This is a genomic window from uncultured Actinomyces sp., assembly GCA_900541895.1.
GTDB lineage: Bacteria > Actinomycetota > Actinomycetes > Actinomycetales > Actinomycetaceae > Pauljensenia.
In genome coordinates, this window is sequence record UWSI01000005.1 from 31,910 (window position 1) to 51,040 (window position 19,131).

Annotated in this window: 16 protein-coding genes and 1 pseudogene; 10 read left to right on the forward strand and 7 right to left on the reverse strand. The window is 57.2% G+C overall.

Going from position 1 to position 19,131, the window contains the following annotated elements; translation table 11 throughout:
* Positions 1-88: 88 nt before the first annotated feature.
* From QZR18_RS02635 to QZR18_RS02660, 6 genes and pseudogenes are all read right to left on the reverse strand, one after another.
* Positions 89-901 (reverse strand): annotated as a pseudogene (locus QZR18_RS02635) (hypothetical protein).
* On the reverse strand, positions 901-1,629 hold the full coding sequence (locus QZR18_RS02640) for an ABC transporter ATP-binding protein (protein ID WP_178703734.1): 729 nt from the start codon (positions 1,627-1,629) through the stop codon (positions 901-903). The pseudogene QZR18_RS02635 and the gene QZR18_RS02640 overlap by 1 nt, the downstream one beginning before the upstream one ends.
* Positions 1,630-1,645: 16 nt before the next feature.
* Positions 1,646-2,011 (reverse strand): GntR family transcriptional regulator, encoded by a 366-nt coding sequence (locus QZR18_RS02645; protein ID WP_178703731.1) that lies wholly within the window; start codon positions 2,009-2,011, stop codon positions 1,646-1,648.
* A 187-nt stretch (positions 2,012-2,198) separates the two neighbouring features.
* Entirely contained in the window at positions 2,199-4,565 is a 2,367-nt protein-coding gene (locus QZR18_RS02650; protein WP_178703728.1) for a glycogen/starch/alpha-glucan phosphorylase, read from the reverse strand.
* A 108-nt stretch (positions 4,566-4,673) separates the two neighbouring features.
* Positions 4,674-5,312: a MarC family protein gene (locus QZR18_RS02655; protein WP_178703726.1), complete on the reverse strand. Its 639-nt coding sequence runs from the start codon at positions 5,310-5,312 to the stop codon at positions 4,674-4,676.
* Entirely contained in the window at positions 5,309-6,154 is an 846-nt protein-coding gene (locus QZR18_RS02660; protein ID WP_178703723.1) for a PHP domain-containing protein, read from the reverse strand. The genes QZR18_RS02655 and QZR18_RS02660 overlap by 4 nt, the downstream gene beginning before the upstream one ends.
* 57 nt (positions 6,155-6,211) lie before the next feature.
* Between QZR18_RS02660 and QZR18_RS02665 the strand changes: the two genes are divergently transcribed.
* Positions 6,212-7,744, forward strand: a complete 1,533-nt coding sequence (locus tag QZR18_RS02665; RefSeq protein WP_178703720.1) for an aminopeptidase P family protein — start codon at positions 6,212-6,214, stop codon at positions 7,742-7,744.
* 60 nt (positions 7,745-7,804) lie between these two features.
* Here the strand turns inward: QZR18_RS02665 and QZR18_RS02670 are convergent, their stop codons facing one another.
* Positions 7,805-8,485, reverse strand: coding sequence for a general stress protein (locus QZR18_RS02670; protein WP_295910261.1), 681 nt, complete (start codon positions 8,483-8,485; stop codon positions 7,805-7,807).
* Between the two features lie 87 nt (positions 8,486-8,572).
* Between QZR18_RS02670 and QZR18_RS02675 the strand changes: the two genes are divergently transcribed.
* From QZR18_RS02675 to trpA, 9 genes are all read left to right on the forward strand, one after another.
* Complete coding sequence (locus QZR18_RS02675) at positions 8,573-9,877, forward strand: magnesium transporter MgtE N-terminal domain-containing protein (RefSeq protein ID WP_178703717.1); 1,305 nt, start codon at positions 8,573-8,575, stop codon at positions 9,875-9,877.
* The gene (locus QZR18_RS02680) at positions 9,870-10,445 is read left to right on the forward strand and encodes a DUF1003 domain-containing protein (RefSeq protein ID WP_178703714.1); all 576 of its coding nucleotides are present in this window, start codon (positions 9,870-9,872) and stop codon (positions 10,443-10,445) included. Before QZR18_RS02675 ends, QZR18_RS02680 begins: the two co-directional genes overlap by 8 nt.
* Before the next feature lie 42 nt (positions 10,446-10,487).
* Positions 10,488-11,618 carry an Mrp/NBP35 family ATP-binding protein gene (locus QZR18_RS02685; RefSeq protein ID WP_178703712.1) on the forward strand — a complete coding sequence of 377 codons (1,131 nt, stop codon included), beginning with the start codon at positions 10,488-10,490 and terminating at the stop codon, positions 11,616-11,618.
* A 95-nt stretch (positions 11,619-11,713) separates the two neighbouring features.
* Positions 11,714-12,349 (forward strand): O-methyltransferase, encoded by a 636-nt coding sequence (locus QZR18_RS02690; protein ID WP_019127244.1) that lies wholly within the window; start codon positions 11,714-11,716, stop codon positions 12,347-12,349.
* Positions 12,350-12,653: 304 nt separating this feature from the next.
* On the forward strand, positions 12,654-14,279 hold the full coding sequence (locus tag QZR18_RS02695; RefSeq protein WP_178704540.1) for an anthranilate synthase component 1: 1,626 nt from the start codon (positions 12,654-12,656) through the stop codon (positions 14,277-14,279).
* 1 nt (position 14,280) lies between these two features.
* Entirely contained in the window at positions 14,281-14,955 is a 675-nt protein-coding gene (locus tag QZR18_RS02700) for an aminodeoxychorismate/anthranilate synthase component II (protein ID WP_178704610.1), read from the forward strand.
* Entirely contained in the window at positions 14,948-15,979 is a 1,032-nt protein-coding gene (trpD, locus tag QZR18_RS02705) for an anthranilate phosphoribosyltransferase (RefSeq protein WP_178704542.1), read from the forward strand. Before QZR18_RS02700 ends, trpD begins: the two co-directional genes overlap by 8 nt.
* Positions 15,976-18,276 carry a tryptophan synthase subunit beta gene (gene trpB, locus QZR18_RS02710; RefSeq protein ID WP_178704545.1) on the forward strand — a complete coding sequence of 767 codons (2,301 nt, stop codon included), beginning with the start codon at positions 15,976-15,978 and terminating at the stop codon, positions 18,274-18,276. Before trpD ends, trpB begins: the two co-directional genes overlap by 4 nt.
* Positions 18,273-19,130: a tryptophan synthase subunit alpha gene (gene trpA / locus QZR18_RS02715; RefSeq protein WP_178704548.1), complete on the forward strand. Its 858-nt coding sequence runs from the start codon at positions 18,273-18,275 to the stop codon at positions 19,128-19,130. The genes trpB and trpA overlap by 4 nt, the downstream gene beginning before the upstream one ends.
* The last annotated feature ends 1 nt before the right edge of the window (position 19,131 follow it).

A 19,131-nucleotide genomic window follows, 5' to 3' on the forward strand; every position in this document is an offset into this window, starting at 1 on the left:
CAAGCAGATAACTCTCAAAGAATACAGCTGCGCCCGGGATGCACGTTAATGCGTCCCGGGCGGCATACCGCTTATTGACCAGCTCTTATTAACGCAAGGAGGTTCGCTTTTCAATCGAGCGCGAAGCCCACACTGCTAGGAATAGCGCAAAAAGGGGCACAAGGATGTAGGAGGCGATGCCGATGACGTTCGGTTGGCCATCGGTACCCATCGTCGCGCGGTACGAGGTCCACATGATCTCGGTGCTGAAGTGTCCATCAGTCGTGACAGACAGCGGGAGGAAGAACGTAGCGACCATGGACAGCACCTGGTCGGCAACGTACACGAGGACGAAACCGATGATGGGGGCACCAAATCCGAGGTGGTTGAAGCACCCTTGAGCACCGATGGACATGACGGCGCTGCCCTGCACGATCCAGGACAGCGACAGGATCACCTGCACCACAATCATGATGACGACGGTGGAGGTCGGAACTCCGGCGACGAGGGAACGAGGCCCGGCCGTGTACTCGGCGAGGCTAATGCCGTCGCTCCACGCGGCAGCCGAAGCGACGGCGATAATTCCACCGACGGCCAGAGACAGAGCCAGGAGGCACTCGATCGCGATGCGCGTGTTCTTCGCCCAGAAGATCACCCTTCCGGAGATCGGCAGGCTCATCGTGAAGTAGCCGCGCTGACCGTACAGGGTCTTCCAGTAGTCGGCCATCGCCGCGATCGCGCAGGCGACCGGCGTGAGCGCACACAGGGCGTAGGCGAGGACAGCGGTGGAGCCGCTGATCCCCGGCTATGCGGCGGCGACGATTCCCGACGCGACGGCAATAGTAACGATGAACGCCCCGAAGGAGCGGGCGTCCGTGCGGTAACGCGAGCGGATCTCGTAGGCAAGCAGCTTGGTGAACATCAGCGGTACTCCTTCCGGAAGATGGCGTCGAGGGAATCGCCGTGGGTGGCCCGCAGGTCGTCGGCGTCTCCTTGTAGAAGGACCTGTCCGTCCTTCATGAAGAGCGCATAGTCGACGAAGTGCTCGATGTCGGAGATGAGGTGGGTGGACATGATGAGCAGGGACGTGGGATCGAACTCGCGCAGGATGCCCTCGAGGATCACATCGCGCGTGGCAGGGTCGACGCCACTAATGGGTTCGTCGAGCAGAAACACGCGGGCACGCCGGGACATGACGAGGCTGATTTGAAGCTTCTCCCCCATGCCCTTGCTCATCTCCTCGAGGCGTCGGTCGGTGGGCAATCCGAAAAAGTCAACCATCGAGGCAGCCTTTTCGGCGTCGAAGTCAGCGAAGAACGTGGAGTAGACGCGGATAGCATCGGCCGCGGTCCACTCGGCGTTGAGGAAGTCTGCGTCGGGCAAGTAGGAAACGATCTCTTTGGTGGCAACGCCGGGCGCGTGCCCGTCGATGCTCACGGTTCCCTCATAGTCAGAGAGGACTCCGGCGAGAATCTTGAGCAGCGTGGTCTTGCCGCATCCATTGGGGCCCATCAGACCGACGATGTGCCCGGCATCCAGTGACAGCGAATAGTCCCGTAGAGCCGGTGTTTTCCGGTAACGCTTCGTGAGGTGCTCGACGTGAACGAGGCCCTGCCCCGCACACCTCGACCGCTCAGTTTGTGTGGTCATGAGTTTTCCTCCTTGGCTACTTCTCCGTGGTATCCCAACGTTGATCAATCAGAGCCTGAGCACCTTCCAGATCGATTCCCAGTGAACGACATGCGCGAATGTAAGCATCTACCGCGAGATGCGCGTCGTTCGTCCGCAGAGCATGCAGAGCGCTCTCATCAGTTGCAACAAAGCGTCCTGCGGTCCGCTTCGGGACCGTCAACCCTTCTTCGTCAAGTGCACTCAGAGCTCGCTGAACGGTATTGGGATTGGTGCCTGCCTCGATCGCGAGATCACGCACGGAGGGGATCTTTTCGCCAGGTTTCCACGTACCGTCGGTAATACGACCGCGAAACGAATCAGCTAATTGGATCCAGATTGGACGGGTGTCATCGATGCGCATCGATGTGTCCCTCCTGTCTATCTGTATTAATACACTAATACAGTGCCACACTATCGAAACTGTGTCAACACAGTAATACAGTTTGCTCAGAAGACGAACAACAGCAAACGCCCCGTTGGGAAATCCCAACGGGGCGTTACGGCATTAAGCCATGCATTCAGCCTTTGAAAGGCCGCATTTTACGCATTCACGCAATCGGTTCGGCGTTGATGTGCCAGACCTCGCGAGCGTAGTCACTGATGGTTCGATCAGAGGAGAAACGACCGGAACCCGTGATATTGATCCAGGCCTTGCGCGACCAAGCTTCCTGATCGCGGTAATCCTGTGCCATACGGTCCTTCGTCTCACGGTAAGAGGCGAAGTCGCCCAAGACGTAGTAGACGTCAGCGGGCTCGTATCCCGATTCCAGAAGCGACCAACGCAGATCATGGAACCAACCGGAGTTGGAGTCATCCAAGGTGCCATCGGTCAAAGCATCAATCACGCGCTTGAGACCAGGCACGTTCTCATAGTGCCAACGAGGATCGTAGTGGCGACGAAGTTCGGGAAGCTCATCATCGGTCGCGCCGAAGATATAAGCGTTCTCCTCACCCACGGCCTCGAGAATCTCAACGTTCGCACCATCCAAGGTTCCCAAGGTCAGCGCACCGTTCATCATGAACTTCATGTTCGAGGTACCGGAAGCCTCCTTACCGGCCATCGAAATCTGCTCAGAAATATCCGCGGCGGGAATGATGTGCTCGGCGGGCGAAACATTGTAGTTGTGAACGAAAACAACCTTGATACGGCCATTGATATCCGGATCATTGTTGACCAGATCGGCAATGGTGTTAATCAGCTTAATAATCGCCTTCGCACGAATGTAGCCGGGAGCGGCCTTCGCACCAAAGATGAACACTCGCTTGGGGACATCCAAAGCCGGATTGTCCTTCATACGGAAGTACAGATCCAAGACGTAGAACGCATTGAGCAGCTGACGCTTGTACTCGTGCAGACGCTTGATCTGGACGTCGTAAATTGCATCTGGGTCGATCTCGACGCCCTCGCGGTCCTTGATCCATGCAGCAAAGTCAACCTTATTCGCATGCTTAATCTGAGCCAGACGAGAATAAAGCTCCGAGTTACCCGCACCCGTATACTCAGAAAGCGCATCAAGGTCGGTCACCCAGCGATCCGAGCCGGTCACTTCATCCAGAAGGGTTGCCAAGCGGGGGTTGCACTGCTTGAGCCAACGACGCGGAGTCACGCCATTGGTCTTATTGTTGAAGCGCTCAGGCCAAATCGCGTACCACTCTTTGAGCGTCTCACGCTTAATAATTTCAGTGTGCAGCGCGGCCACACCATTGATCGAGTACGAGGCGTAGCAGGCGATCCAGGCCATGCGGACCGTGTTACCGGCGACGGGAGCCATGTAGTCAATAGTCGCGCCATCAACACCACGCTCGGACATGTCAATGCGGAAGCGACGGTCGATCTCTCGGACGATTTCGGAAATGCGCGGGAAGAGGCGATCAAAGATGTGGATATCCCAGGTCTCAAGCGCCTCAGCCAAAACTGTGTGGTTTGTGTAAGCAAAGGTACGCGAGACAACATCCCACGCATCTTCCCAACCCAGGCCATGCTCATCCATCAGGATGCGCATGAGCTCAGGAATCGCAAGAACAGGGTGAGTGTCATTGAGCTGGATGGCGTTGTACTCTGCAAAACCGCGCAGGTCCGAACCGTGCTCAGCAACGTAGTTATCAACAATGGCCTGCAGCGACGCAGAGCAGAAGAAGTACTGCTGGCGAACACGCAGAACCTTACCTTCAAAGGTCGTGTCATTCGGGTAAAGAACACGGGAGATATCCATGGTGCGCTCGCGGTCGACAATCGCATCGGTAAAGCGCTGCGAATTGAAGGCGTCGTAGTCGAACTCTTCCATGGGCTCGGCCTTCCACAGACGCAAAGTATTGACGTTCTGGGTGCCATAACCGGTAATCGGCATGTCATAAGGAATCGCGCGAACGGTCAGATCCGCGTAACGAACAATGCGCTGTTCTTCTTCGCGACGAATGACGAAGGGGTAGCCCTCTTCCATCCAGGGATCAGGGTGCTCGGTCTGGAAACCGTTGTCGAAGAGCTGCTTGAAAAGCCCGTAGCGGTACAAGATGCCATAACCGGCAACGGGAAGATCCAAGGTTGCGCAAGAATCAAGGAAGCACGCTGCCAGACGGCCAAGACCACCATTACCCAAAGCGGCATCGGGTTCTTCTTCCAGAACCACGGACAGATCCTTGCCGAGTGCAGCCAAAGCCTCGCGCGCCTCGTCAACCATTCCAAGGTTGGAAAGGTTATTGAGCAACGCGCGTCCCATGAGGAACTCTGCGGAGAAGTAGTGTTCCATACGACCCACTGAGTAGCTGCGCTCAGTTGCATGCCAGCGATCAGCAATATGATCAATGATTGCCGCCGAAAGGCCCTGCCACGCTTCCATTTCAGTCGAGACGCGTTCTGGACGCCCGGACACGGCGCGTACCTGGGACTTCAGCTGTTCCTCTAGGGACAGGCTCATAAAATCTCTCCTTGCGATTGACTCAGCACTACCGGTAGCACTGGAATAAGCCTACTGTAGCCCCGCAAAGCGGGGCGAGATAAAAAAGACGACGGACTGCCAACCTGACTAGTGAACGATTCCAGCGTTCTTAATAAAGTCGAAAACGCCCCCCATGACCAGTTCTGTTGCAATAGCGGCCAAAAGCACACCGGAAATCTTCGTGAGCAACATAATGCCACCCGTTCCCAGGAACCGTGAGAGCTCCAAAGCAAAACGCATTGACAGCCAAATCACCACGTGGGTTGCAACCACTGCACCAACAACGCCAACAATGGAACCAACTGTGTGAGCCTGTGCCATCGAGACCATCACAGCAACAATCGCACCCGGGCCCGCGAGCAGTGGAATCCCCAGCGGAACCAATGCAACGTTCACTGCGTCATCACCGGTATCCGGCTGCTCCATGTCGCTGGAGGTCAACAATTCCATTGCAACCAAGAACAGCAGTACGCCACCGGAAAGTTTCAAAGATTCCATTGAAATATGGAGTGCGCGCAAAATCTGCTGCCCAAGGAACGCGAAAGCAAGGATGACTCCGAAAGACACCAGCGAGGCCTGAAAAGCCGCTTTACGCTGAGTCGTGCGTGACAGCTTGGAGGTCAAGCCCAAGAAGACAGGCATCAAGCCCATAGGGTCCAAAATGACGATCAAAGTCGCAAAAGTCGTCAACAAGACCGTAATGTCCACAACAGAACCGATACTCATGGGTGCAGGACCTCTAAAAACGCTTCCTCTTCAAGTTTGTTCAGCACCGACTGATCCGTTAGGTTTTCACCAAGTTGATTCGGCTTTCCTAAGCCGTGATAGTCGGAGGAACCAAATACTTCCAGCTTCAAACGGCGTGCGATCCGCTCCACATCGGCTCGATCCTCTTCGGCATGATCACGATGATCGCGCTCAATCCCGAACAGGCCCGCGTCCTTCATCATATCAATGACTTCCTCTGGCAGAAGCCTTTGGCGAGCCCGCGCGTGCGGATGAGCCAGCACAGGGATTCCCCCGGCGGCTCGAACCAGCTCTACAGCATCGACGGGGTCAGGCGCCCAGTGCATGACGTAATACTTACTGGAAGGATGCAGAGTCTGCGTAAAAACGGCACTGCGATCAGGAAAAGCGCCTATTTCAACCAGGGCATCAGCAATATGCGGACGCCCAACCGGTCCATCCTCAGGAGCAAGAGCGCGCACCTGCTCCCACGTGATTGGGTAATCCTCTGCGAGGCGTTCAACAATTTTTTGCGCACGCGTGAGACGCGACTCAGTTGCACGACGCTGCACTGCGAGCAGGGCCTCGTTCGCGGGATCGGGAAGGTATCCCAGAAGATGAACAGTGATCCCCTCACGCGCGCAGGACAACTCGACCCCGCGCACTAAGGACACCCCAGTTCGCTCAACGCAGGCTGCGGCCTCGTCCCAGCCAGCGTAGGTGTCGTGGTCAGTCAGCCCCACGACATCCACATGCGCCTGACGCGCTTTCTCCATGAGTTCGGCGGGAGTATCGGTACCGTCCGAGTACGCACTGTGTGTATGAAGATCGATCCTCGTCATGTATTTAGAATACGGTCCGCGTAGCACGCCGCACGGGGAAAGTGAGACCATGACTCTATGACTACGACTGAAACAACCTCCGCGGAGGAAGCACCCGATTCTTTGGCTGAGCGCGTGAATAATCGCTCGCGCCGCCCATCCTCAGATGCATTCCGAGAATTCATGGGCTCCCATTGGGGGCCACGTCCCGATCCGGGTATTACTCGATCGGCCGTTGCCGACTACCTTCCCGCTCGCGCAACTGCAGCCGGAGAACCTTTCACCGGTGAACGACTGGTTATCCCCGCAGGGACCTACAAAGTTCGCTCAAACGACTGCACCTACCGTTTCCGCGCATACTCGGCTTTCGCTCACCTGTCCGGTCTTGGGCAAGAGCGCGAACCCGATTCGGTCATTGTCCTTGAACCCCTTCCAGAAGGCGGTCACGAGGCGGTGCTGTATTTCAAGCCTCGCACCTCCCGTTCTTCCCAAGAGTTCTACTCTGACTCACGCTACGGTGAGTTCTGGGTGGGTGCCCGCCCTTCCCTCGAGGAAGTTGCAACCGAAACCGGTCTGCGTTGCGAACACATCGATACCCTTCGCGATGCTCTGGCCAAGGACGCAGGAATCGTCCGTTTACGCGTGGTTCGCAACGTCGACGAGGCCGTGGAAGCCATGGTCAACGAGGTGCGCATGCAGGCAGGCCTGCCTTTTGGTGGCGACGCGGCCGAAACTGATGACGCTTTAGAAGAGCGCCTCTCAGAAATCCGCCTGTGCAAGGACGAATTTGAGATCTCTGAATTGCGTCGCGCAGTCGAGATCACAAAGGCTGGATTTGAAGATATCCTTCGTTCACTTCCTCGAGCCGTTGGTCACCGCCGCGGCGAACGCGTCATTGAGGGCGCCTTTGGTGCGGTAGCCCGCGAAGAAGGAAACGGCTTGGGCTACGACACCATCGCCGCCTCGGGCAACCACGCGAATACTCTGCACTGGATCGACAACGACGGTCCAGTTAACGATGGCGACCTGGTTTTGGTTGATGCCGGCGTTGAGGTTGATTCGCTCTACACCGCAGATATCACCCGTACTCTGCCCGTCAATGGAACCTTCTCCCCCACTCAGGCGAAGGTGTACCAGGCAGTTTTGGATGCCTGCGAGGCCGCTCTTGAGCGTGCCAATCAACCCGGAACCCGCTTCCGCGATGTGCACGATGCCGCTATGAAGGTTATTGCCGCACGCCTTGAAGAATGGGGCCTGCTGCCCGTCAGTGCAGAGGAATCGCTTTCTCCCAATGGTCAGCAGCACCGCCGCTGGATGCCTCACGGCACAAGCCACCACCTGGGTCTGGATGTTCACGACTGCGCTCAGGCGCGTCGCGAAATGTACCAGGATGCGCTGTTGGAGCCCGGAATGTGCTTCACCATCGAACCCGGTTTGTACTTCCGCGCCGATGACATGGCAATCCCCGAGGAATTCCGCGGAATCGGTGTGCGCATTGAGGATGATGTTTTAGTGAACGCTGATGGCAGCGTCACCCGAATCTCGGAAGACATCCCGCGCACCATTGCCGATGTTGAGGCGTGGATTGCCAGCGCTCAAGGGCGCGCATAAGCCTGAATGCACAAGTGGCCTCGTCCCAGCCGGGACGAGGCCACTTCGCGCGTATATACGTCAGTTCTGAGGATCCGTTTGCGAGCTTTCGTCGTCGCGATGCTCCGCGCCGGTAGCGCTGGCGTCAGTTTCTGGCAGTTGCGACAAACGCACTCCAAAACGAGGCTTCTCATCGGGACGTGAGCCATACTCAGTTGGACCAGTGCTTTCGCGAACAGTGCGAACTCGACGCGGACGCATCTGATTACCTTCGGTCTTCTGCAGGAGATCGAAAGCTTCGCGAATGCGATCACTACCAGCAGCCTTCGAAATGATCACCGCATAGCGACCGGCGACTACCTGGGACTGAGAATAAAAGTCCCCTCGACGGCGGCGGATCAAGAACATTGCAGTGCTTAGACAGGCTGTGATCAGGGCACCCGCCAACATGCAGGCACCTACCCAGACCATCGTGTTTCCCTGATTGACAGAGAGCACGATACCGATCATGGCACCCCACAGCGCACCATTCATCACTGCCTGGGAAACCGCTCGAGCCCAGGTCACGCGCCCGATAATTCGCTCAACCGAATAGAGGTCGGTACCAACCACGCTGACGTTCTCAACCTCAAAGTCATTGTTTGACAAGACCTCAAGCGCTGCCAAAGCCTGATCGTAAGAAGCATAGGAGGCAACTTCGGTGCCGTCAGGAAGGCTTCCGCCCCCACGGGTCCGCCGGGTTCCGCTCACAGGTACGCTCATACTTTTCCCTTTCGTATTCTGCCATCGTAGCGAGAACTTGCTTGGCGTGGGCGGGTAAGAAGTTCGCTCTGGGGATAAACTGGCCAAGTGAGCAGTGCACCTATAAACGTCGGCACAACCGGACGCCGAATCTACATCGGCAAACTTGCCGGTACCTCCGTCTTTGACCCATTGGGCGAGAAAGTTGGTGTGATTCACGACGTTGTCGTGACATTTCGCCTGAATTCGACCGCCAATGTGATTGGCTTCGTCGTCGAGGTCAGCCCTCGAAAACGCGTGTTTCTGCCCTTCACCCGCGTGACGGCGATTGAATCCGGTTCCGTCATCACCACCGGCCTGCTCAATATTCGTTCCTTCAACCAGCGCCCCGTTGAAACGCTTGTCATCACTGAGCTTTTCGATCGTGAAGTCACAATGAATGACGGAAGCGGCGCTGTGAAGATCCTTGACGTCGCTATGCAGCAGCGCCGGCCTCGCGACTGGATCATCTCCACCCTGCACGTCCAGCGCGTCCGCACAACAACTTTGGGCTTCAAACGCGGCGGAACAACCATGACAGTTCGCGTCGATGAGGTCTCTTCACTGCTTAAGACCGATTCGAACCAAGCTGCTACCGCCCTGATTCAACACACGGAAGACATGAAGGCTGCCGACCTCGCAGACTTCCTTCACGACCTTCCTGCAGAACGACAATTGGCCGTCGCAACGGAGCTCCCCGACTCACGTCTTGCAGATGTGCTGGAAGAGCTGGGTGAAGACGACCGTGTCTCGATCGTTTCTCAGCTGGAATCCAAGCGCGCTGCGGACGTTTTGGACGCGATGCAGCCCGACGATGCAGCCGACCTCATGTCTGAGCTTCCCGTTGAAACAGCACAGTCTCTGCTGTCCTTGATGGAACCCGATGAAGCTGCAGACGTTCGCCGACTGATGGCCTACAAAGAATCAACAGCCGGTTCCTTGATGACTACCGAACCGGTCATCTTAGCCCCCGATGCAACTGTCGCTCAGATGCTCGCTTCTATTCGGCGCTCCGATCTTCCGGTTTCTTTGGCCGCAGCGACATTCATCGCACGTCCCCCATTGGAAACACCGACGGGCCAATACTTGGGCGCTGTCCATTTCCAGCGCGCACTTCGCGAACCCCCGAATACACTTTTGGGGACCATCATGGACACCGACCTCGACAGGCTCTCCCCCGACGCTCACGTCGCGACTGTGACGCGTCTGCTGGCGACATACAACCTGACAGTTCTTCCCGTTGTCGATGAGGATGGACACCTTCTGGGCGCCGTTTCCGTTGATGACGTTTTGGACGAGCTGCTGCCACGTGACTGGCGCGACTGGGATGATGATGTGACCGACCGAGTAATGGCAAGGAGTATTGATGGCTGATCGTCTTGATACCCCCACCGAGCGGAAGTTTAAGCTTTTCCGCCGCCGTTCCTCCGGCGATGGTTTTGGCCAGTTTGCCGAGGCCACGGCCCGCTTCATGGGCTCGCCGAAGTTTATTCTCTACATGACGATTTTCGTCGTCTCATGGATTGTCGCGAATGTCCTTCTTTACAAGGTTTCGGAACAGTACGCCTGGGATCCCTATCCCTTTATTCTGCTGAACCTCGCCTTCTCAACCCAGGCTTCGTATTCGGCGCCTCTGATCCTTCTTGCACAGAACCGCCAAGATGATCGTGACCGCGTTCAAGCAGAACAAGACCGTCAGCGCGCGGAACGCAATCTTGCCGATACCGAGTATCTGACCCGCGAAATTGCTGCTCTTCGCATTGCACTGCAAGATGTTGCAACACGCGACTTCGTCCGATCGGAACTTCGCGATATGCTCAACGATCTGCGCGAGGAGCTTGAAGAGCGTGACGAACGATTTGCTCAGCTCAGCGCTCAGGCAAATACGGACCAAGCAGAAGATTCTGCGGATCTGTCTACTCCGCTTCACGCCGACAGCTAAACCAGTCTGCGCAAACCGTTGCTGGGTCATAGGATTAACACCATGACTTTGACCTCGCAGAACGTTCTTGATGCCCTGTCGACTGTTATCGACCCCGAAATTCGTCGTCCAATTACTGATCTCAATATGGTCGATGCCATCAATATCGATGGCTCAACGGTTTCGGTCACGATCTTGCTGACGACAGCGGGGTGCCCTCTGCGCACAACGATCTCAGAGGACGTGAATAAGGCTCTCAGCGCCCTTGATGGCGTGACGGATGTCAAGGTCACCATGGATGTCATGAACGATGAGCAGAAAAAGGCTCTTCGCGAAAAGCTCAACGGCGGTCGCCCCGAGCGCGAAATTCTGTTTGCACGCCCCGATTCTCTGACACGCGTCATTGCCGTCACCTCAGGAAAGGGCGGCGTCGGCAAGTCCTCAATGACCGCAAACCTTGCCGCTGCATTGGCTCGCCAAGGCCTCAAGGTCGGCGTGATGGATGCCGACATCTACGGTTTCTCAATTCCTCGAATGCTGGGAGTGAGCCATGATCCTCAGGTCATTGACGGAATGATTATTCCGCCTTTGGGAGCCGAAGGAGTCAAGGTCGTTTCGATTGGCATGTTCGTCCCCGATGGCCAGCCCGTCATTTGGCGTGGCCCCATGCTCCACCGCGCACTTCAGCAATTCCTTGCAGATGTTTTCTGGGGCGACCTTGATATTCTACTCATCGATATGCCTCCCGGCACCGGTGATGTTGCAATTTCAATCGCACAGCTCCTGCCCAATGCTGAAATTCTTGTTGTGACAACTCCGCAGATTGCTGCGGCCGAGGTCGCTGAGCGCGCCGGTTCCATTGCAACCCAGACTGATCAAAAGGTCATCGGTGTCATCGAGAACATGTCCTACCTCCCCCAGCCTGACGGCTCCAAGTTGGAGATCTTCGGTCACGGTGGCGGCCAGTCTGTATCTGATCGTTTGAGCGCTCAGCTCGGCTATTCGGTTCCGCTTCTGGGACAGGTTCCGCTGGACATTTCACTACGCGAAGGCGGCGACGCTGGCGATCCTGTTTCAACACACGAAGGTCCCGCTGCGCAGGTCCTCCAAGAGCTCGCTGGAAAGCTTGCTCACGCCTCGCGCGGACTTGCGGGACGCCCGCTGGGTGTCGCTCCCCTGAACAAAACCATTTAATTCAAGGAATCGCCGCCACCATGGCGCGTAGTCATAAAGTTGACAAGGGTTGTGCGTAACCTATGAGACATAGGTACACGAGTGCGGAGGAAAAGATGGCGTCAGATAAAGCCTTGAGTTGGGTTTTCGCAGAAGAATTCGTCGAAGAAAACGAGCTTCTTGCGCAAGCTCGCGAGGCTGCCACCGATTTGGGTGCTGATCCTGTCTCAACCGGAGTTGGCGCCGCCCTTCGTCTTCTGGCTGCAACCTGCGGCGCGAAAGCGGTTCTGGAGATTGGTACGGGTGCCGGCGTTTCTGGTCTCTGGCTGCTCCAAGGTATGTCTCCGGATGGAGTTTTGACCACTATCGATCAAGAGGTCGAATTTCACAAGCACGCACGCCGCGCCTTTACGGCAGCTGGGATTCCCTCCCAACGCACCCGCCTCATTGCCGGTCGCGCGCTGGATGTTCTACCCCGTATGGCTGCCCGCGGTTACGACATGATGGTGATCGATGCACCCAACGCTGAAATCCCCGATTATTTGGATCATGCGCTCCGTGTCCTCCGCCCCGGCGGACTGATCGTGATTGTCCACGCTCTCTGGCATGACCAGGTTGCTGATCCCGCGCAGCGCGATGAGCAAACCGTCATGATGCGCGAGATTGCAAAGGTTCTGGGATCTTCTGAGGAGTTCATTCCCGCGATGCTCCCCGTTGGCGATGGCCTTCTTGCTGCAGTCAAACGACGCTGAGCCAGGCCGCTTCTTCTTCCCTTCTTCTGGTGCCCGTAGATCTCGTTCTCGCGATCTACGGGCACCGCTCTTGATGATTCCCCTATCCGACTCACTTCGTATGTCTCACTTACTGGTACCGTTGGCGCCCCCGAGCACCCCGCATTAGTATGAAAAACATGTTTGGTACTTCAGCATCACAGATGTGGTGGTGGCTCCCCTAAGGGCGGGCCTCCTTTGACGTACCTGGAAATGATCAAGGCTCGCTCATGTGGCGGGCCTTTTTCGTTGCGTTGGCCCGCCGAGGGCAAGGGATAGGAACACAATGACACACGCAGACACACCCCACGTGATCTCGCGCGAGGTGCGCTACCACCCAGACGGCGGCAAGCTTTTGGCGTACCTGTGCGAGAAGGGATTGGTCCCCCAATCGGCCTCGGGCCACCCCACACGAGTTGTCCTGTTGGATAGCGCCGATATCGCTTCGAAGCAGCACCTCACCACCATTGCGGTTCTTGATACTTCCGCGTCGATTCAATGCGATGGAGACTTCGTACGCGTCACCTCAACCAATCCGGTTGATGGCCAAAGCGCGCTCAATCAGGTCTGCGAGGCTCTCCCGAACGCTCTACGCGAGCGGAAGGACACGCATGCTCTCTTTGAGCTCCCTTCCCTCCGCGAAGACGAGGCCGATGAGGAAACACGTTTGAAAGAGCGCGCAACCATGGAGCCGTTGCGAGTTCTTACCGATACTCCCATCGATCACCCGCACCTGCCTTTGGTCGCCGGAACCGTTTCTTTCGATTACCTCGCAACATACGAATCCCTACCCGATATCGAACAGGGATTTAATTCCTGCCCTGATTACCTGTTCTTCCTTGCGCGAATCATCTTGGTCGTCGACCATCCTTCGCAAAGCGCCAACATTGTCGGAGCCTCACTCGACCGTGATTCTCTTGAGCGGCAAATCGATGCGCTTGCCCAGGCTATCGACCACGCCCCGCTGTCGACCGAGACTCCCACGGCCTCGGAAATGAAGATCGATCCTTCATCGCAGCCTCTTATTGCACGCCCGACCATCTCTGATGATGACTTTGAGGCTCTGGTTACGACCATGCAAGAGCACATCGCTGCTGGCGACATCTACCAGGTCGTTCCCTCGCGCGGTTTTATCGCGGATTGCCCGAATGCACTGAGAAGCTACCGCTTTTTGCGAGATGAGAATCCCAGTCCTTACATGTTCTATATCGGCGCGGACGACTTCGAGCTTTTCGGAGCATCTCCGGAATCCTCGCTCCTTCATTCAGCAAAGGACGGAACGGTTGCAATTCGTCCGATCGCGGGGACACGCCCTCGAGGATTTGCCCCCGACGGCAACATCGATCACGAACTAGACATCCGCTTGGAACTTGAATTGCGTTCGGATGCGAAGGAAGTTGCCGAACACGTTATGCTCGTCGACTTGGCACGCAACGATGTCGCGCGCGTTTCACAACGAGGAACTCGTCGCGTTGAACAGCTCTTGCGCGTCGACCGTTATTCCCGAGTCATGCACCTGGTATCTGAGGTCAGCGGCACTCTGGCAGAAGATCTGCACCCCTTGGACGCTTTCCGCGCCTCGATGACCATGGGTACACTGACGGGCGCTCCAAAGCTTCGTGCGGCAGAGCTCATTCGCAACTACGAAGGCAAACGCCGCGGTTCATACGGTGGTGCTGTTGGTTACCTTCGAGGCGACGGAGAACTTGATACCTGCATCGTCATCCGTTCGGCATTCGTCAAGGACGGACAGGCAATCGTGCAGGCCGGAGCCGGAGTCGTTGCAGATTCTGTCCCCGCTCGCGAGGCTGAAGAAACCGTCCACAAGGCAAGCGCTGTTTTGCGCGCTTTGGCCGCCTCAACCGCTCGGCCGTTAACTATTTCCTCAAATGCGGAAGAAAGCGAGTTCTAAGATGCGCGTGATTTTCCTGGATAACCGCGATTCTTTCGTCTATAACTTGGTGGATTTAACCGCCCGCGAGGCCGCAGTGCAGGTCTTCCGCAATACGACCCCAACAGCAACGCTCCTCAAGGCACTTGTTCCGACCGAAGCCGAGCGCGCCGCGGGAGAACGCCCACTATTGATTCTTTCCCCCGGTCCGGGACACCCCCGAGGCGCAGGAAACATGATGGACATCCTTGAGGTGGCCCTCCGCGAGAATATCCCAACATTGGGGATTTGCCTGGGCTTCCAAGCAATGGTCGAGGCCTGTGGGGGCATCGTCGGCCCCGTAGGGGCAACCCATGGGCGCACCGACCGCATTGAGCTTACCGAGGCCGGTATTGAAGATCCTGCTTTCTCCGCAATTGCAGAGGCACCTCGTCCCGGTGACGATGCTGAGCACGGATATATTTCCGTCGCTCGTTACCATTCTCTGGGCACGCGTAGCCTTCCCGATGCTTTGGTTTCCTTAGCACACACCCGTGATGGGATTGTCATGGCTGCGCGTCACCGCAGTGCACCGTGTATCGGTCTGCAATTCCACCCAGAATCGATCCTAACCCCGGCTGGGCCGCTTCTTTTGCGTGCTCTACTGACTGACCTAACCCTATCCACCGCTACTAATTCAAGGAATGAACATGAGTGAGTCCTTTCTGCGCCGCGCATTGAACGGTCACGTATTAGACCAGGAACAGGCACGTTCCGTTTTCGAGGAGATGTCACGCGGGGAACTCAGCGAAATTGAAATCGCAGCTTTCCTTGGAGCGCTTCATGCGCGCGGTGAACAGCCCAGTGAAATTGCGGGTGCTGCGGAAGCTTTCCGCTCAGCAGCACAACACTTCACGACAACGGCCCCAGACGTCATTGACGTCGTTGGAACGGGCGGTGACGGTGTCGGAACAATCAATATCTCGACGGCCTCGGCTTTCGTTGCGGCGTCCATGGGACTCAAGGTTGCCAAGCATGGTAACCGAGCGGTGTCCTCGAAGGCGGGAGCCGCAGACCTTGTTGAGGCTGCAGGTATCCCCCTAGACCTCTCCCCCGCCTCTTCAGCGGCGCTCCTGGAACGCACCGGTTTCTGCTTCTTATTCGCACAGAAGTACCACCCGGCGATGCGCTATGTTGCACCCGTGCGCGGCGCTTTGAAGAACCCGACAATCTTCAATCTCATCGGTCCCCTGGTGAACCCTGCACCGCTGTCCTACCAGGTACTGGGGGTTGGTAAACCTGAACTCCTCGATGTCGTTGCGAAGGCCTTGGCGTCCTTGGGCCTGAAGCATGCACTGGTGGTTCACGGTAGCGGTACGGACGAATTTGCTGTCCATGGCCCCACCGAGGTCCGCGAGATCACCCCAGAGGGTATTGCTTCATTTACCCTGACCCCTGAGGAGCTGGGAATTACTCCTGCTCCACTCTCAGAGTTGGTCGGTGGGGATGCAGAAGAAAACCTGCGTCTGATCTCTGAGATCTTCGCCGGAAAGGGTGCGCCAGCCCAACGAGAGGCCATCGCTGCGACAAGCGGTGCGATGCTCTATCTGGCTGGCAAGGCGGAATCTTTGAACCAGGGAACTGAATTGGCACTGTCGCAACTCTCCAGCGGCGCCGTTGCCTCCCACCTTGACACCATCGTTTCAACCGCACGCGAATTGAAAGAGCAGGAGAATCAGTGAACCAGCCGTCTTTCTCTCCCATTTCCACGCGATTGCGCGAAACCGGGACCGTCCTTGATTCGATCGTCGCTCAGCGTCGTACGCGTCTTCCCGAACTGCACGAGGCCTACGGACACATCGATCCCCTGACGCTTCCTCGCTCGACACGCTCTTTTGAGGACGCACTACGCACGCGTCGTTACGACGAAAAGGAAGGCTTCCAGCCTCATCCCAGCGGCCCGGCAATCATCATGGAGTGCAAGTCCGCTTCACCAACTTTGGGCACAATTATCGAGGGGGCATATTCTCCACGTCTCTTGGCTCGTGCCTACTCACGCTACGCCGCAGCGATCAGTGTGTTAACAGAGCCCGACCGTTTTAACGGTAATTTCACTGATCTCGATGAGGTCAGAGACGAGGTTAACCAGCCTGTCTTGTGCAAGGACTTCATCATCGATCCCATTCAGATCACGGCTGCTCGCTCGCACGGGGCAGATGCGATCCTACTGATGCTGTCCGTTTTGGACGATGAGGACTACACAGAACTTTCCTTGGCGGCACATCGCCTGGGATTGGACGTCCTCACCGAAGTTGACAGCGAAGAGGATATGCGCCGCGCCCAGCGCTTGGGCGCACGCATTATTGGCATCAACAATCGCGATCTGCGCACGCTTCAGATCGACATCACCCGCACGCAGAAGCTGGCTCCCCTTGCTCCACAGGGAGCAGTGATCGTTGGCGAGTCTGGCGTTCATTCGCGCGATGATGTGCTGACTCTTGCCCCTTACGTTGATGCACTGTTGGTTGGCTCCTCGCTCTCGGGATCGGATGATCCCGCGCAGGCAGCTTGGCAGATCACAGGAGGCCAGCCCAGTGCCGGCCATGATTTCCTCGAAGAAGTTGCACTGCACACCTCGTGGAGGCCCTACTCCAGTGAGCGCCTCGGCGCAAAGACAGAGGGCACAAACGACGAAGAAACTCCCGAGCGCCCAACGAAACTTTCTCCCTACTTCGGACAATTCGGCGGACAATACGTTCCCGAGCTTCTGATCCCCGCACTGGACCAGCTTGAAGAAGCCTTCGTCCAGGCAATTGACGACCCAACCTTCATCGAGGAGATCAACACTCTGCTCCATCAGTTCCTGGGACGCCCCACCCCCGTCACAGAGCTGCGCAACCTTCCCGGTGGCGGTGCTCGGATCTTCCTCAAGCGTGAAGATCTGGTCCACGGTGGCGCACACAAGGGTAATCAGGTTCTGGGACAGGCTCTGCTGGCTAAGCGCATGGGTAAGACGCGCATCATCGCTGAAACCGGAGCCGGCCAACACGGGACCGCAACCGCAATGGTGTGCGCGCTCTTGGGATTGGAATGCACGATCTACATGGGCGCGGTCGATGTTGTTCGACAGGCCCCAAACGTCGAGCGCATGGAGCTCATGGGTGCAACTGTTGTCCCCGTGACCGCGGGCAGTGGGACCCTCAAGGACGCCGTTAACGAGGCCCTGCGCGACTGGACAGCGACCTTTAAGACCTCGCACTATCTGTTGGGAACCGCGGCCGGTCCGCACCCCTTCCCCACCATGGTTCGCGAATTCCACCGCATTATTTCAACCGAAGCCCGTGCTCAGATCCTCGCGCAAACCGGTGCACTCCCCGACGCGGTTATTGCATGCGTGGGTGGAGGCTCGAATGCAATCGGTATGTTCGCTGACTTTATTGACGACCCATCTGTTGCACTCTACGGTGTTGAACCTGCGGGTGAGGGGCTGAATTCCGGACACCACGGCGCGGCGATTCATGAGGGTAAGGTCGGCGTTCTTCACGGTGCGCGCTCTTACCTCATGCGCACTGACGAGGGACAAGTCGAAGAGTCCTATTCAATTTCCGCCGGCTTGGACTACCCCGGTGTCGGTCCACAGCACGCCTACTTAGCTGCGAGCGGCCGCGCTCACTACGTGGGAATTACCGATGACGAGGCCGTCAACGCCTTCATCGACCTCTCACGTCATGAGGGAATTATTCCGGCAATGGAGTCCTCTCACGCCTTGGCTTACGCCCTCAAGATGGCGCGCGAGCTCAAGGATACGGGCCACACCGAGGGGCTCGAGACACGCGAGGGACACGTCCCCACACTGCTTGTGTGTCTATCCGGCCGAGGTGACAAGGACCTTGACCAAGTCCGCGAGCGCTTGGGAGGCTCCTTCTCTAGGGACGGAGCCGTTGCCCGCGCCGCTGAGCTTGTTGCACAAGAACGCGCCGGTTCTGGAACCCATAGGACTCATTCCTATGATCTGGGTTCATCTAAGGAGGAACGATGACTCGCTACGCATCAATGTTTGAGCGCTGCGCCGCACAGGAACGCGGGGCAATCGTCCCCTTCGTTATGCTGGGTGACCCCACTCCTTCATCTTGCGAGGCCATCATCGAGGCGCTCATCACCGATGGCGCAGATGCTCTGGAGCTTGGGATTCCCTTCTCAGATCCGGTCGCAGACGGCGTTGTTATTCAGGAAGCACACCTGCGGGCCCTTCAGGCCGGTACTGCTATCGATGAGTGCTTCCGGATCATTTCTCGCATTCGCGACTCACACCCCGATCTCCCCATCGGCCTGCTGGTCTACGCGAATGTGCCCTTCTCCATTGGGGTTGATCGTTTCTATGAGCTCTGCGCGCAGGCGGGAGTCGATTCGGTACTCATTCCAGATCTCCCGATCCGCGAGGGGCATCCATTTGGAGAAGCAGCACTCAAGTCGGGCATCGACAGCGTGTACATCGCTCCCCCATCGGCCTCGCCTCGCACCCTGAGCGACGTCGCGCACTCTGCACGCGGCTACGTCTACGCGGTCTCTCGCGTGGGCGTGACGGGCGCAGATCACGAGGCCTCGACCGTGGGCTTGCACGAGGCGGTTGCAAAGCTTCGCGAAGAAGCGGCCGCTCCCGTTCTCTTGGGGTTTGGAATTTCGCGACCCGAACACGTGCGTGCTGCACTCCAAGCGGGAGCAGATGGCGCGATTTCGGGTTCAGCGATCGTGCGCATCATCGCCGAGCACGCGGCCCAAATCGCGAAAGAGGAAAAGAACGGCACTCGAGAAGCGCTGAACGAAACTCTTGTGCGGCTGGGCGAGTTCTTCGCACCGATGTACCAAGCGACCCTCAATCACGGAAACAACTGAG

Excerpts from the sequence above, each read along its gene's own strand:
- QZR18_RS02640 (WP_178703734.1), bottom strand. The coding sequence starts at position 1,629 with ATGACCACACAAACTGAGCGGTCGAGGTGTGCGGGGCAGGGCCTCGTT.
- QZR18_RS02645 (WP_178703731.1), bottom strand. The coding sequence starts at position 2,011 with ATGCGCATCGATGACACCCGTCCAATCTGGATCCAATTAGCTGATTCG.
- QZR18_RS02650 (WP_178703728.1), bottom strand. The coding sequence starts at position 4,565 with ATGAGCCTGTCCCTAGAGGAACAGCTGAAGTCCCAGGTACGCGCCGTG.
- QZR18_RS02655 (WP_178703726.1), bottom strand. The coding sequence starts at position 5,312 with ATGAGTATCGGTTCTGTTGTGGACATTACGGTCTTGTTGACGACTTTT.
- QZR18_RS02660 (WP_178703723.1), bottom strand. The coding sequence starts at position 6,154 with ATGACGAGGATCGATCTTCATACACACAGTGCGTACTCGGACGGTACC.
- QZR18_RS02665 (WP_178703720.1), top strand. The coding sequence starts at position 6,212 with ATGACTACGACTGAAACAACCTCCGCGGAGGAAGCACCCGATTCTTTG.
- QZR18_RS02670 (WP_295910261.1), bottom strand. The coding sequence starts at position 8,485 with ATGAGCGTACCTGTGAGCGGAACCCGGCGGACCCGTGGGGGCGGAAGC.
- QZR18_RS02680 (WP_178703714.1), top strand. The coding sequence starts at position 9,870 with ATGGCTGATCGTCTTGATACCCCCACCGAGCGGAAGTTTAAGCTTTTC.
- QZR18_RS02685 (WP_178703712.1), top strand. The coding sequence starts at position 10,488 with ATGACTTTGACCTCGCAGAACGTTCTTGATGCCCTGTCGACTGTTATC.
- QZR18_RS02690 (WP_019127244.1), top strand. The coding sequence starts at position 11,714 with ATGGCGTCAGATAAAGCCTTGAGTTGGGTTTTCGCAGAAGAATTCGTC.
- QZR18_RS02695 (WP_178704540.1), top strand. The coding sequence starts at position 12,654 with ATGACACACGCAGACACACCCCACGTGATCTCGCGCGAGGTGCGCTAC.
- QZR18_RS02700 (WP_178704610.1), top strand. The coding sequence starts at position 14,281 with ATGCGCGTGATTTTCCTGGATAACCGCGATTCTTTCGTCTATAACTTG.
- trpD (WP_178704542.1), top strand. The coding sequence starts at position 14,948 with ATGAGTGAGTCCTTTCTGCGCCGCGCATTGAACGGTCACGTATTAGAC.
- trpA (WP_178704548.1), top strand. The coding sequence starts at position 18,273 with ATGACTCGCTACGCATCAATGTTTGAGCGCTGCGCCGCACAGGAACGC.